Source organism: Vibrio sp. 10N.222.52.B12 (assembly GCF_002875385.1).
Classification (GTDB): domain Bacteria; phylum Pseudomonadota; class Gammaproteobacteria; order Enterobacterales; family Vibrionaceae; genus Vibrio; species Vibrio jasicida.
In genome coordinates, this window is the sequence record NZ_MDAW01000117.1 from 61,897 (window position 1) to 76,060 (window position 14,164).

Annotated in this window: 14 protein-coding genes; 4 read left to right on the plus strand and 10 right to left on the minus strand. The window is 45.1% G+C overall.

The window, feature by feature from the left end:
* Positions 1-85 precede the first annotated feature (85 nt).
* The 7 genes from deoC to BCT11_RS12785 all read right to left on the minus strand — a co-directional run bounded on the left by deoC (position 86) and on the right by BCT11_RS12785 (position 6,738).
* Entirely contained in the window at positions 86-862 is a 777-nt protein-coding gene (gene deoC / locus BCT11_RS12760) for a deoxyribose-phosphate aldolase (protein ID WP_102388476.1), read from the minus strand.
* Positions 863-1,442: 580 nt separating this feature from the next.
* Complete coding sequence (locus tag BCT11_RS12765; protein WP_038865906.1) at positions 1,443-2,726, minus strand: NupC/NupG family nucleoside CNT transporter; 1,284 nt, start codon at positions 2,724-2,726, stop codon at positions 1,443-1,445.
* A 204-nt stretch (positions 2,727-2,930) separates the two neighbouring features.
* Positions 2,931-3,704, minus strand: a complete 774-nt coding sequence (locus BCT11_RS12770) for a TatD family hydrolase (protein WP_039976182.1) — start codon at positions 3,702-3,704, stop codon at positions 2,931-2,933.
* Positions 3,691-3,858: a DUF5363 family protein gene (locus BCT11_RS28060; RefSeq protein WP_157939363.1), complete on the minus strand. Its 168-nt coding sequence runs from the start codon at positions 3,856-3,858 to the stop codon at positions 3,691-3,693. The genes BCT11_RS12770 and BCT11_RS28060 overlap by 14 nt, the downstream gene beginning before the upstream one ends.
* Positions 3,859-3,978: 120 nt before the next feature.
* Positions 3,979-5,568, minus strand: a complete 1,590-nt coding sequence (gene prfC, locus BCT11_RS12775) for a peptide chain release factor 3 (protein ID WP_038865904.1) — start codon at positions 5,566-5,568, stop codon at positions 3,979-3,981.
* A gap of 303 nt (positions 5,569-5,871) precedes the next feature.
* Positions 5,872-6,327, minus strand: a complete 456-nt coding sequence (gene rimI, locus BCT11_RS12780) for a ribosomal protein S18-alanine N-acetyltransferase (protein ID WP_038865902.1) — start codon at positions 6,325-6,327, stop codon at positions 5,872-5,874.
* 12 nt (positions 6,328-6,339) lie between these two features.
* The gene (locus BCT11_RS12785; protein ID WP_039976184.1) at positions 6,340-6,738 is read right to left on the minus strand and encodes a DNA polymerase III subunit psi; all 399 of its coding nucleotides are present in this window, start codon (positions 6,736-6,738) and stop codon (positions 6,340-6,342) included.
* Between the two features lie 63 nt (positions 6,739-6,801).
* Here BCT11_RS12785 and BCT11_RS12790 point away from each other — a divergent pair, with 63 nt between their 5' ends.
* Positions 6,802-7,254, plus strand: a complete 453-nt coding sequence (locus BCT11_RS12790) for a hypothetical protein (RefSeq protein WP_042603165.1) — start codon at positions 6,802-6,804, stop codon at positions 7,252-7,254.
* 86 nt (positions 7,255-7,340) lie between these two features.
* On the opposite strand, the gene BCT11_RS12795 is transcribed toward BCT11_RS12790, so the two are convergent.
* Positions 7,341-7,844, minus strand: coding sequence for an N-acetyltransferase (locus tag BCT11_RS12795; protein WP_038865898.1), 504 nt, complete (start codon positions 7,842-7,844; stop codon positions 7,341-7,343).
* Complete coding sequence (locus BCT11_RS12800) at positions 7,828-8,355, minus strand: SCP2 domain-containing protein (protein WP_005431915.1); 528 nt, start codon at positions 8,353-8,355, stop codon at positions 7,828-7,830. Before BCT11_RS12800 ends, BCT11_RS12795 begins: the two co-directional genes overlap by 17 nt.
* A gap of 266 nt (positions 8,356-8,621) precedes the next feature.
* Here BCT11_RS12800 and BCT11_RS12805 point away from each other — a divergent pair, with 266 nt between their 5' ends.
* The 3 genes from BCT11_RS12805 (at position 8,622) to BCT11_RS12815 (ending at position 12,723) form a co-directional block, all read left to right on the plus strand.
* On the plus strand, positions 8,622-10,661 hold the full coding sequence (locus BCT11_RS12805) for an EAL domain-containing protein (protein ID WP_038865896.1): 2,040 nt from the start codon (positions 8,622-8,624) through the stop codon (positions 10,659-10,661).
* A 149-nt stretch (positions 10,662-10,810) separates the two neighbouring features.
* Positions 10,811-11,824 carry a peptidase U32 family protein gene (locus BCT11_RS12810; protein ID WP_102388477.1) on the plus strand — a complete coding sequence of 338 codons (1,014 nt, stop codon included), beginning with the start codon at positions 10,811-10,813 and terminating at the stop codon, positions 11,822-11,824.
* A gap of 20 nt (positions 11,825-11,844) precedes the next feature.
* Positions 11,845-12,723 (plus strand): U32 family peptidase, encoded by an 879-nt coding sequence (locus tag BCT11_RS12815; RefSeq protein ID WP_181137163.1) that lies wholly within the window; start codon positions 11,845-11,847, stop codon positions 12,721-12,723.
* 71 nt (positions 12,724-12,794) lie between these two features.
* Here BCT11_RS12815 and vmrA read toward each other — a convergent pair whose 3' ends face one another.
* Positions 12,795-14,141 carry a sodium-coupled multidrug efflux MATE transporter VmrA gene (gene vmrA / locus BCT11_RS12820; protein WP_102388478.1) on the minus strand — a complete coding sequence of 449 codons (1,347 nt, stop codon included), beginning with the start codon at positions 14,139-14,141 and terminating at the stop codon, positions 12,795-12,797.
* Between the last annotated feature and the right edge of the window lie 23 nt (positions 14,142-14,164).

The window sequence follows — 14,164 nt, forward strand, 5'->3', positions numbered from 1 at the left end:
CTCATAATGAGCCATGGTAAAAGTAGGATAGAAGAGGTTTGGTAGCACCAAAGCTGGTGCTACCGTTCAGACGCTTTTTTTGGAATTAGTACGCTGTTGGATCAGCGACTTGGTCCGATACTTCTAATGTATTTAGTAGGTTTGTTAGCAGGCTAGACGCACCGAAACGGTAGTGACGAGCATCAACCCAGTTGTCACCAAGGATTTCATCAGCCATTGCTAGGTATGACGCTGCATCTTCAGCAGTACGCACACCACCTGCTGGTTTGAAACCAACAGATTCTGCAACACCCATATCACGAATAACTTCAAGCATCATGCGAGCGTATTCTGGTGTTGCGTTTACTGGCACTTTACCAGTTGAAGTTTTAATGAAGTCAGCACCTGCTTCGATACAGATTTGAGATGCTTTCTTGATTAGCGCTTCTTCTTTTAGTTCACCTGTTTCGATGATCACTTTAAGAAGGATATCACCACAAGCTTCTTTACATTGCTTAACTAGTTCGAAGCCAACTTTCTCGTTACCCGCCATTAGAGCGCGGTATGGGAAAACTACGTCTACTTCGTCTGCACCGTAAGCAACCGCCGCTTTTGTTTCAGCAACAGCGATGTCGATATCGTCGTTACCGTGTGGGAAGTTCGTTACAGTCGCAATGCGAACTTCTGGCGTACCTTGCTCACGAAGTGTCTTCTTAGCAATAGGAATAAAGCGAGGGTAAATACAGATTGCAGCTGTGTTGCCTACTGCAGTTTTCGCGTCATGACATAGCGAGATCACTTTTGCATCAGTGTCATCATCATTTAGCGTAGTAAGGTCCATAAGTTTCAGTGCACGTAGCGCTGCTGCTTTTAAATCGCTCATTTCTATCTCCGATCAATATTCAAAAAATTCACTACTCAGCTTCACATCACTTCTCTAACTATAATCAACAAGTAGAGACAGCGTGAGATTTTAGCTAAGCAGTCTATTAATGAACGGACTTGGTTCCCTGAAGACTCGGCATATACTGCGAAAAATCATATACCAATTGCTATCCTTGTCACCGCACAGTACCAGTTTGGCCTATGGCACAACAATCTATGATTGCGGTGTCTTTAATATCACATCACACAATAAAACGCTTGTGGGAACTGATATTGGAGGGCAATTCATTTGCCCATCGAGTATGTAATATTCACTCTGTGATTAAGTGGTTGTCAGAACCACCATTTCATGATTACTACATTATAGAGTTTCACCGCAAAACTGTAGCACCAAATAGAGCGCAAACGGTTTGTATCTCAAAATTTCCCAGCCCCTATTCCATCGACTGCGTAAGCGAATTGCATCGACCTACATACGATAAAATTTTCAGGCCTGAAAAACGAAAAATGCCCCGCAGCAATCTCTTGCTACAGGGCATGATTTAAAACGGCGTCTATATATTAAGAACCGATTCTAATTATAGTGCTGCAAGGCTAAGGCAGAAGCCTGCAATAGTCGCTGCCATTAGGTTAGACAACGTACCAGCAAGAACTGCTTTAATACCCATGCGAGCGATATCTGAACGACGGTTTGGTGCAAGGCTACCTAGACCACCAAGTAGAATCGCGATAGAAGAAAGGTTCGCGAAGCCACATAGTGCGAATGAGATGATAGCTGTTGTCTTAGCAGACATTACTTCACCAGTTGCTGCAACAACTTGAGCGCCTTCACCTAGGTAAGGTGTGAAGTTCAAGTATGCAACAAATTCGTTGATTACTAGTTTCTGACCGATGAATGAACCAGCAACAACTGCTTCGTCCCATGGAACACCGATTAGGAATGCTAGTGGAGAGAACGCGTAACCTAGGATAAGTTCTAGTGTTAGTTCAGGCATACCGAACCAACCACCGATGCCACCTAGCATACCGTTAACTAGAGCAATCAAACCAACGAATGCGATTAGCATTGCACCTACGTTTAGCGCAAGTTGTAGACCAGAAGCCGCACCGCCCGCTGCTGCGTCGATTACGTTGGCTGGTTTGTCGTCGCCACCGTCCATTGCTTCTTCGATATCTTCGTGAGGCTTATCAGTCTCTGGGTGAAGAATCTTAGCGAACAGTAGACCACCTGGTGCAGCCATGAATGATGCTGCTACTAGGTATTCTAGTGGAACACCCATAGATGCGTAACCTGCTAGTACACCACCAGCAACAGACGCTAGACCACCACACATTACCGCGAATAGCTCAGATTGAGTCATTTTTGGAACGAACGGACGAACAACTAGAGGCGCTTCTGTTTGACCTACGAAAATGTTAGCTGCTGCTGACATTGATTCCGCACGAGATGTGCCAAGCGCTTTCTGTAGTGCACCACCAAGAATCTTGATAACCCACTGCATAACGCCAATGTAGTAAAGAACTGAAATCAGTGCAGAGAAGAAGATCAGTGTAGGAAGAACGCGGAATGCGAAGATGAAACCGCCGCCGCCGAATACTTCGAACATCTTGTCAGAAACAAGACCACCGAATAGGAAAGATGAACCATCGTTACCGTAGTTGATAACGTTAGATACACCAGTAGAGAAACCGTTTAGTAGATCACGGCCCCAAGGTACGTAAAGAACAAATGCACCTAGGATAAATTGGATAGCAAATGCGCCACCCACAGTTCTAAAGTTGATAGCTTTTCGGTTATTAGAAAATGCAAATGCAATAGCAAGAAGCACTACCATACCGACTAGGCTCATAAACAGGCTCATAGTTTATGACTTCCTTATAAGTTATTTATTGGCGTGTTACAAAATGGAGCTATAAAGCGGGGGCAATTATACTCATCCCGAATCAATTAAAGTAATGCCACCCTCACACTTTCTTATAAGATTCATCATTGATTCACTCTCGTTTGTGAGTTATCTCACAATAAGAAGGGAAACGTTTTCGCTTTTAAACACCATCTTTAGATTTTATTCACATATAGAGAAGGCAGAATTGCTATTTTCCCATAGCTGAGACGCAATCGATTGCTTGTTTTCTATATGCAACGCAGACAGCTCATTTAAGACATAAATGAGTTTTGAAGGGTGATTCGGTTCGCCCTGATAGCCAAGTATAGGCATATCTGGAGCATCGGTTTCGAGTACAAGATGTTGCAGTGGTAACCTTTGAATCGCGTCGCGTGTTTTGTTCGCTCTTGGGTAGGTAATTGTGCCCCCAACTCCGATAAGAAAACCTAATCGAACCCACTCCATCGCCTGTTGATAACTGCCAGAGAAAGCATGCAACACACCACCTTTCGGCAACTTAGCAGCTTTGACCATTTGGATGAGACGATTGTGTGCTTTTCGGCTGTGTAAAATAACGGGTAGTTCGAATCGTTTTGCCAGTTTGAACTGTAATTTGAGCGCCTGCTCTTGAAGCTCGGCGGGAACCTTGATAGCAAAGTCTAAACCACACTCCCCTATCGCAACGCATTGTCGGTTGCGTGAGGAAAGCAGAGATTCGAGCTCAGGAACAAACTGCTCAAACTCTTGTTGTAGAAAATAGGGATGAAAACCCAGCGCGTAATAAAGGTGAGAGTATTGATTGGCCAGCTCTTGAATACGAGCCCAGTTACTCGGCCCGATAGACGGAATCAAGATACGCTCTACCCCTTGCTCACGAGCGAGGTCGACTTGGTGAGTAAAATCCTGTTGAAAGACGTCAAAGTCAAAATGGCAGTGGGTATCAAACAGTTTCATTATTTGCTTTCCCTTGCTCTGCTTTTTTAGCAGGCTCGTCTTCATGAACTGGGTCTTGTTTATACGGCACACAACTGCGCTTTTGATCAGGCGTCAGCCCCATCTCTTTGCACCAATCGTCATAGCGTTTGAGCCCTTTCTTAAACCAGTCCATCACACTCCCTTTTTAGCTAATAGAATTCGCGTTGCGCCAAATAAAAAGCCGCCGTTAGCTAAGTGTATAGCTAACGGCGGCTTATGATCTAGTACGCAATATAAAGCGAGTTAGATTCGATTAGTGCTCACGAGTCGCACGGAAATCGATATCAGGGAAACGTTCACGCGCTAGGTTTAAGTTAACCATGGTTGGTGCGATATACGTTAGGTTATCGCCACCATCCAACGCTAGGTTAGTTTGGTTCTTACGCTGGAACTCATCCAATTTCTTCGCATCACCACACTCAACCCAACGCGCCGTTGCCACGTTAACGCCTTCGTAGATTGCCTCAACGTTGTATTCTGACTTCAAGCGAGCCACAACCACGTCAAACTGAAGTACACCAACCGCACCAACGATCAAATCGTTGTTTTGTAGTGGACGGAATACCTGTACCGCACCTTCTTCAGAAAGCTGAACCAGACCTTTTAGTAGCTGCTTCTGCTTCAATGGATCTTTTAGACGAATACGACGGAACAGTTCCGGTGCAAAGTTTGGGATACCTGAGAACTTCAACGCTTCACCTTGAGTGAACGTATCACCAATTTGAATCGTACCGTGGTTGTGAAGACCAATGATGTCACCCGCGTAAGCGTGTTCTGCACGAGAGCGGTCACCCGCCATGAAGGTAACCGCATCCGAGATACTCACTTGCTTGCCTAGACGAACGTGGTTCATCTTCATGCCTTGTGTGTAAGTACCCGAAACGATACGCATAAATGCGATACGGTCGCGGTGTTTTGGATCCATGTTTGCTTGAATTTTGAATACAAAACCTGAGAACTTGTCTTCTGTCGCTTCAACGTCACGTTCAACCGCTTGACGAGTCTTCGGTGCTGGAGCCCATTCAGTCAGACCTTCTAGCATATGATCTACACCGAAGTTACCTAGTGCTGTACCGAAGTAAACTGGCGTTAACTCACCCGTTAGGAACGCTTCTTGGTCAAACTCAGGGCAAGCGCCCATTACAAGTTCAAGCTCTTCACGAACGCTTGCTGCCAAGCTTTCACCCACTTTCTCGTCAAGCTCAGGGTTATCTAGGCCTTTGATGATACGAACTTCTTGGATCTCATGACCGTGGCCAGATTCGTACAGAATCGTTTCGTCACGGTGAATGTGGTAAACGCCTTTAAACTCTTTACCACAGCCGATTGGCCAGGTAATTGGCGCACACATCATGCCAAGTTCGTTTTCAACCTCGTCCAATACTTCCATTGGGTCACGAACGTCACGGTCAAGTTTGTTCATAAAAGTTACGATTGGTGTGTCGCGCAAACGAGTAACTTCCATCAGCTTACGAGTACGATCCTCGACACCTTTCGCTGCGTCGATAACCATCAAACACGAGTCCACCGCCGTAAGTGTACGGTATGTATCTTCCGAGAAGTCTTCGTGTCCAGGAGTATCAAGTAGGTTAACCAGACAATCGTTGAAAGGAAACTGCATGACAGACGTGGTTACTGAGATACCACGTTCCTTTTCCATTTCCATCCAGTCTGATTTTGCGTGTTGTGCGTTACCACGACCTTTAACCGTACCTGCTTTTTGGATTGCGTTTCCGAATAACAGTACTTTTTCAGTAATGGTGGTTTTACCCGCATCCGGGTGAGAAATAATAGCGAACGTTCTACGCTTAGAAACTTCGCCTAAAAAAAGGGGATTTGACATTAGTTAATCTTCTAAATTACTTTTATGCTCACAAAATGGGCAAGCATATCTACTATTCGATATTGTGCGGTATTCTCGCTTATTATCGCTATGCTAGCAAACTGGAAAGACATGAACTCAATTTGCTCGGTTCATCCTCTCTTTCCCTAGGGCTCACATTCCCTAGCGCCAACAATGGAAAACTAGCTCCACACAAAGAGATGTAAAAAATTCAAAAAATTATTATTACATATTCAATAGCCTCGAAGTCAGATACGCATTTATAGCATAAGTGTTGATGAGGTAATTCGTAATGACTAAAAACTAAATCAAAAATAAGTAACTCATAATGATGGCATCTTCTTTGCCATTGCCCGTTTTAGCAGGGTAATAGTTGTAACGACGATCCACTTCATTAAAGCCCGCTTGTTCATAAATATGAATAGCTGGATGGTTACTTTCACGCACTTCCAACCAAGCGCTCTCTGCTTTTGCTTGTTCACAGTATTCAAGGAAAGCATCCAAAAGCTTCTGACCTAAGCCTTTTCCTTGTTGGTGCGGTGCTATCGCGATATTAAGTAAGGTCACTTCACCCACAATATTCTGCGCATAAAAGTAACCCAATACTTGATGATCTTCCGTCATCACATGATGACAAGCACCTCGACTCGATAAATCTCGAACCAGTGATTCAGCCCAAGGGTGAGAATGTGCTTGCTGCTCAATTTGCCAAACTTGATCTGAGTGTTTAGCTTCCATCGGCGTAATTTGAATCGTCACGCTTTTGCTCCGTTACGAATACGAACAGATCTGCTGCCACAAGGCGCGACGTTGTTCGTTGTTGCCATCAATATCTTTCAGTAGTGGGGAAGTCAGTTGTTTTGCATTAACGCTTGCATCTACTTCACACCCAGCAAACCATACCCACTCCAACTCGTGCTCGCCTAAAGAAGATACTCGGCTCGGTTCTAAATACAGCGCATCATCGAGCGAGAGTTTAATGCTCTTCAATACACGCTCAAACATCAAAGCTGTCTCGTTTTCAGGACACATTGGCGATACCAATAGGAGTTTACAAGAACTTTGCAAATCCAATAATGGCGACTGATAGCCTTCCAATCTTTCTGGGTGAGTCAGCTCCCATGTGCTGATCCCCATTTCATGTAAATATTGTTTCTCGTTAATTGACATCTTTTGTCACCTATTTGAACGAGGCAATCCTACCAAAATTTCGCATTTAAAGTCAGAGGTGTTATGAAGCTTTTCCAATCATTCGCAATCACATTGCTCGTCGCGACCACCAGCTTTACTACTTTTGCTAAGGATAGCAACGATGGTTGGGAGCTGATCGCTGAAAAAACCGTAAACTTTCAAACGGAAACTGATACGGTTGAGCCAAATGGTCTTTTCAAAAATCGTAAATTCAGCAAGATTAAAATCAAGTGTACTCAAGGCACCATGAGCATCAAGAACATGAAAGTGACCATGACTGATGGCAGTGAAAAAAAACTCAAGACCATGGTCGGCACTTTAACCAAGGGCATGTCGACGCGCGCATGGACTCTACCAGGATCTGAAGATGCTAAATTTAAGCGTCTGGATATGGAATACAAAAGCTGGGGTAACATGACTCTGAATGCCGCTGGTATGAGCAAAAAAGCCAAAATCGAGGTTTGGGGCAAAAAACGTATCCAAGAGCAAGATTAATCCACGCTTTCTCTTTGCGCATCGACAACAAAGCCCGCTTTTTAATGCGGGCTTTGTTTCTCTAAGTCGAGTAGATAGACGGCAAACTACAACTCAGAAAACTCTGGTGAGTAATCAATACGACCTGAACGACCATCACACTGGCCCTCTACTAATTCAGCGACACGGAATGCACCTTGTGGAACTTCCCATGCACAGTCAAAACCCATCTCTTCACCAGCTTCAAAACCTTGACGAGCGTAGTATTCTGGCTCACCTAATACCACACAGACTGGGTAACCAAAATCACGTAAAGAATCGAAACCTTCTTTAATCATTTCAGCCGCAATACCTTGACGACGGTAGTCTTCATGTACCGCCAGTGGTGCAAGCCCTTGCCAAGACAAATCTTCACCGTTTAGCGTCACAGGACTAAACAATGCGTGACCAATGACTTCACCTTCATCTGTACATGCTACCAACGACAAAGTGAGCTTGCCGTTTTCACGCAGGCGCATCACTAGATTGGCTTCCGCCTCAGTGGGGAAAGCATGTTTCAATAGGCGGTCAATGGTCAGAATGTCCGCAGGGGCTTCAGTTCGAATAAGCATTCGCTACTCCGGTTTCTTGTGCTGGTGCTTGAACGCCTTTTTGAACAAAGTCAGCCAGTTGGTTCAGTGCAACCTGCATTGCTTTTGGTAACTGCTCTAAGTCGACACTGTCCATCAGGTTTTTCACTTCCAAGCCAAGCTCGGTGTCACCTTCAATAGAAAGGCGACGTTGGAAGAACAGCGTGTCAGGGTCTTCTTTACGACCAGCAATAAGTACTAGGTCGTTAAGGTTACCACTAAAACTCACATCTTCCTGAACCGGTTTCTCTGCTACCACTAACTTTTCATCTTGGTAGCTGATATACCATGCTAAGTTCAAGTCTTTAATCGCAACTTTTAGCCACTTGTCTTCAAGGAACTCAAAATCGCCATCTTCTAGGGCTTCTTTGAACACCATTTTTAGGCCTTCTAACAAGGCTTTTTTCTGAACAGTTTGTGGCAATAACTGGACTGGAGATCGCAAAATTGATGCTGCGTTCTTTACTAGTTGACTGCGAATCTTGTTTAACACGCTAATTATCCGTTACTTTGTCATAAGGTCGTTTATATTACGCAATAGAGTAATACCAGTACCTGTTATGTATCAATAAAACTGTTTGTTTTAGAAGTAGGCAGTTTTACCAACCTTAGCGTCGTTTTTTTGACCTTACGTGTATTATTGACGCTAAGTCGTGGATAAACGCTATAATAACGGTATGTTCAAAGTTATAGTTATCAAAATAGCGTTTTTATTACACGGACGAATAATCAGGCTCATTGGAGATCGGTAACACCTTAATGCCTTCCCAGCAATTACAACATTGGTTTGCAACGCTAACCTCAAATAGCCCTTTCTTTTTTGCCATTCTTGATAAGAAACACAATTATCGAATGGTAAGTGATCGCTATTGTGACATTGCAGGCTTAGGTCATGATGAAATCATCGGCCTTAACGACAGTCAGGTATTGGGAGAGCAGTTCTACAAAAAGCTCGCGCCCTACTATCAGCGTGCCTTCAAAGGCGAGCATGTCGAAGCAGAAATCACACTCGACGAAACCGATCTCGAAACCAGTTTGCACTTCAGTCTTTCTCCGATTCACGAAGAAAACGAAATCCGCTTTGTGGTTTTTCATGCCGTCGATACATCAGAAAAACAAATTCTGGTTCGCTCTTTAGAAGAATCTGAAAGCAAGTTTGCCAAGCTCACCCAGCTCTTACCTGACGGTTTATTGCTTGTTGAAGATGACATTATCATCTCTGCAAACCCTGCTTCAGCTCGCTTACTGGGGTTAAACTCTCCCCACGAATTACTGGGTGAAGAGCTTACTCGCTTGTTCATTGATGAAAACAGCAAAAAGGTTTTCACCCATCGCATCAGCACGCTGTTATCAGAAAAGCCCTTTGTTTGTTTAACCAGCGCACGTTGTGGATTTGAACGTAAAGTCCAATTGCATGCGGATACTACGGCAATTCTTGGTAGCGAGTCCCAAATCATATTGATCCAAGACGCTGATGATGCGCCAAAACTACTCTCTTCTGCCACCAATGAAGACGCACACATTGATTCACTGACCAAGCTGTATAATCGCTTTGGCTTTACTAAACGATTAGAGCAACTGATTAAGAGCCAGACGCCGTTGCTGGTTTTCTACCTCGACATCGATAACTTTAAGAATATCAATGACTCACTTGGCCATCACATCGGTGATAAAGTGATTCAAGAGGTTTCCGCTCGTCTAAAGCGTTCTTTGCCAAACCAAGCAATTATTGGCCATTTAGGCGGCGACGAGTTTGGCATCATCCTGCCTGAGCCTGAAAACACTCGCATGGCGGAGATTTTATCTGAGCGCATTATTTCTCTGATTAACCAACCTTTCGATCTGCACCATTTCAGTAAGCGCCTTGCGTGTTCTATTGGTAGTGTGCGTTACCCAGAAGACGGGCAAGACGCGCGCATTCTGCTACAAAACGCTGATACCGCGATGTACGAAGCAAAGGACCGTGGTCGTAACCGCTTGATTAAATTTAACGATCAGATGAACAAAGAAGCGCGGATGCGTTTGTGGTTAGAGATCGAGCTACAAAAAGCGTTGCAGCAAAACGGCTTGGAAGTCTGGTACCAACCGAAAGTTAACGCCCGCGACTTCAGCATTAACGGAGCCGAAGCGTTAGTACGTTGGAAGCATCCGGTTGAAGGTTACATTAGCCCGGGCGCATTTATCCCCGTAGCTGAACGTGCAGGCTTGATTGAACACCTTGGTCGTGTGGTAATGCGCGATGTGTTTAACACCGTAAAGCGCTGGAAACTGCAAGGCATCTTACCGGGACGCGTGGCGATCAACCTCTCTCCAGAGCAATTTGGTAACCCACAACTGATCGACTACATGGAAAAGCTGCTGCGCACTACCGAACTTGACCCAAGTTGTATTACCTTCGAGCTCACCGAAAGTGCAGTAATGAGCGACAGCGAACACACGCTGCAAATGCTTAATGCGATCAAAAAGCTGGGTTTCGCATTGTCTATTGATGACTTCGGTACGGGTTACTCTTCCCTTTCCTACTTAGCACGCTTCCCCATCGATGAACTAAAAATCGACCGCGCGTTTATCAACGACATCGATACGCTCCCGAAACAAGTAACAGTGATTGAGAACATCATCAACCTTGGTAAATCATTGGATTTGACCGTGGTCGCCGAAGGTGTGGAAACCCACCAACAAGCAACACTGCTATCGAACCTGCAATGTAACTCGATTCAGGGCTTCCATTTTTACCGTCCTCAACCTAAACACGAAGTTGAAGAGTTGTTTGCGCAAAACCGCCGTCATAAGAACTGATCTCAACTGCAACAAAATCTGAGTGTTACCCCTTACTCTCAAGGGGTAAATCTCAACTTTATTGAGCTAAACCTAACTTAGGTCAATTTCGCTATTCATAATTCTTCATAAAATGCGGGCACCTTTTTATTCTCTAAAATTGTGAGCATATGGAACTCTTGTGTCCTGCGGGTAACTTGCCTGCGCTAAAAACCGCGATTGATTGCGGTGCAGACGCCGTCTATATCGGCTTTAAAGACGACACCAACGCTCGTCACTTTGCTGGTCTTAACTTTAACGGCAAGAAGCTAGAAAAAGCGGTGCAATACGTTCATGACCGCAACAAAAAGATCCACGTTGCGCTCAACACCTTTGCCCATCCAAATGGCTTTGATCGCTGGACAAATGCCGTCGATAACGCAGTGGCTCTTGGTGTTGATGCTTTGATTGTCGCTGACATTGCGGTTCTGGAATACGCTGCTCGCAAATACCCTGAACTAGAATTGCACTTATCTGTGCAAGCCTCAGCGACCAACGTTGCGGCTGTTGATTTCTACAAACAAAACTTCAACGTGAAGCGCGTTGTACTGCCTCGCGTATTGTCTATCCATCAGGTAAAACAGCTTTCTCGCAACATCACCAGCGATGTCGAGCTGGAAGTCTTTGCTTTTGGTAGTTTGTGCATCATGTCAGAAGGTCGTTGTTACTTGTCGTCTTACATGACCGGCGAGTCACCAAACACCGTGGGCGCGTGTTCTCCAGCGAAATACGTTCGCTGGCAAGAAACAGAAAACGGTCTGGAATCTCGTCTTAACGACATCCTGATCGATCGCTACAGCGCCGGTGAAAACGCGGGCTACCCAACCTTGTGTAAAGGTCGTTTTGAAGCTGAAATTGAAGGCGAGAAAAAACGCTACCACGCACTGGAAGAGCCAACCAGTTTAAACACCCTTTCTATGTTGCCTGAGCTGTTTGCGGCAAATGTGGCTTCCGTAAAAATTGAAGGTCGCCAACGTAGCCCTGCTTACGTAGAACAAGTAACGCGTACGTGGCGTGCAGCGATTGATCGCTACCAAGCAAACCCAGAAGCTTACCAAGTTGAAGCGGCTTGGGATGCAGCGTTGGCAAACGTATCGGAAGGTACGCAAACCACACTTGGTGCTTACCACCGTAAATGGCAGTAGAGGTTAAGATGGATAACTCAATGAAATACGCACTTGGTCCACTATTGTACTTCTGGCCAAAGCAAGACGTTGAAGCGTTTTACGAACAAGCAAAATCAAGCTCTGCGGACATCATCTACCTAGGTGAGACCGTGTGTTCAAAACGTCGTGAAATGAAGCCTGCACATTGGTTTGATATTGCGAAAGAACTGTCTACATCTGGTAAACAAGTGGTGCTTTCAACGATGGCACTATTAGAAGCGCCAAGTGAAGTCAACATCATGAAAAAGTACATCGACAACGGTGACTTCGCGATTGAAGCTAACGATGTGTCTGCGGTTCAACTGGCTTCTGAGCACAAAGTGCCTTTCGTCGTTGGCCCAGCGGTTAACACTTACAACGCCCACACGCTTAACTTGTTCCTAAAACAAGGCATGACCCGCTGGTGTATGCCAGTAGAGCTATCGCGTGAGTGGCTCAGCAACACGCTGGTTCAATGTGACGAACTAGGTATTCGCAATAAGTTTGAAGTGGAAGTTTTCAGCCATGGTTACCTGCCACTGGCTTACTCGGCACGCTGCTTTACCGCTCGTGCAGAAAACAAAGCCAAAGACGACTGCGAGACCTGCTGTATTAAGTACCCAACAGGTATCCAAGTCAGCAGCCAAGAAGGTCAAGAAGTCTTCAACCTAAATGGCATTCAGACTCAATCGGGTTACTGCTACAACTTGGTCAATGATCTCCCGAGCATGGAAGGTTTGGTTGATGTGGTTCGTCTAAGCCCACTCGGTATCAGTACCTTCTCTGAACTAGACCAATTCCGTTCAAACGAGAAAGGTACTAACCCAGGCAAAATCCAAGACCGCCAATGTAACGGTTACTGGCATCAGCTTGCTGGCTTAGAAGTGAAGAACATCTAAGCCCTTCTCAGGGTTTTCAAGCCAACAAAAAAGCGAGGTGTTAACCTCGCTTTTTCGTTTGCGTTTTTCGATTAAGAAACTTGAACACTCGGCTCTACAGTACTCTCATTCATTAACTTCTTAATATCACGCCACAACATACTCATCACCACTAAGCTCAAAGCAATGTTAGACAGTGGGAATGCAATCCAAATACCCGTTACACCAAATAGCTTGGGCATAATAAACAAGAACGGTAATTGGATAACCATGTTGCCAATGGTCACAAACATGGCTTTGCTGCCTTTGTTCACCGATTGGTAGTACGCCGCAGCAACCACTAAGAAACCATCCAAGAACAATGCAAACATATGGAGGCGAATGCCGACTACTGTCGCATTAATCAGGTTTTGATCGGCATTGTTGAACACCGAGACAAACTCATACGGGAAGATGTTCATCAAAATAACAAACGCGACACCACCGAGCACTGACGTGCCCATTGCGACCTTCAACAGCTTACGAATATTGTCTTGGTTGCGTGCGCCATGGTTATAGCTCACTAAAGGCTGCATACCATTAGCGATGCCTTCCGCGATCAAGTAGTAGACCGTAACGATATAACCCAAGATAGCATAAGCACCAATCAACAACGCACTACCGTACTGGGCAAACAGCGCGTTGTGCAGCGCGACCATCATTGAGCCGTATGCGTACATGAAGAAGCTTGATGTGCCGATCATGACAATCTTAGGGATAACATCAAACTGCATCTTCAAGTCACTGAAAGACAAACGCATGTTGGCTCTTGAAGTAAAGAAGTATCCCACACCAAGAATGGTGACCACCATCTGTGCTAACGCAGTCGCAATCGCTGCACCTTCAAGCTCCCAACCAAGCCAAGCAATAAACAAGTAATCAAGCACGATATTGATCACTGCACCAATCACCATCAAGATGGTGGCTAGGTTCGGGCTATCGTCGTTACGCAGCAAAAACGGCACTGCGATTGAACCTAACGAGAACACACACGCCACGCTTAAGATGTGCAGGTACTGCAAACCAAGTTCGTATACTCGACCTTCAGCCCCTTGCCAACGAATAAAGTCATCAGCGAAGAAGAACAAAGTTGTTGCTACGACAGGCATCAAAGCAACTAAAAGCAAAAGACCGGTAGAGAGAATACGTTTAGCACCTTCACTGTCTTTTTCACCTTGTTTGATCGAGGCGAGTGCACCCGTACCTACGCCCACCATCATACCAATACCAAGTATCGAGCCAATGATCGGCCAGGCTACATTGATCCCGGCTAATCCATCAGCCCCTACATAACGACCGATAAAAATTCCATCTACGACTTGATATAAGCCGTTGACCAACATGGCTGCAACGGTCGGAATTGTGTATTTCCAAAACTGTTTATATATAGAGTTTTGCATGACTACCACCAATAGTTAGCAAG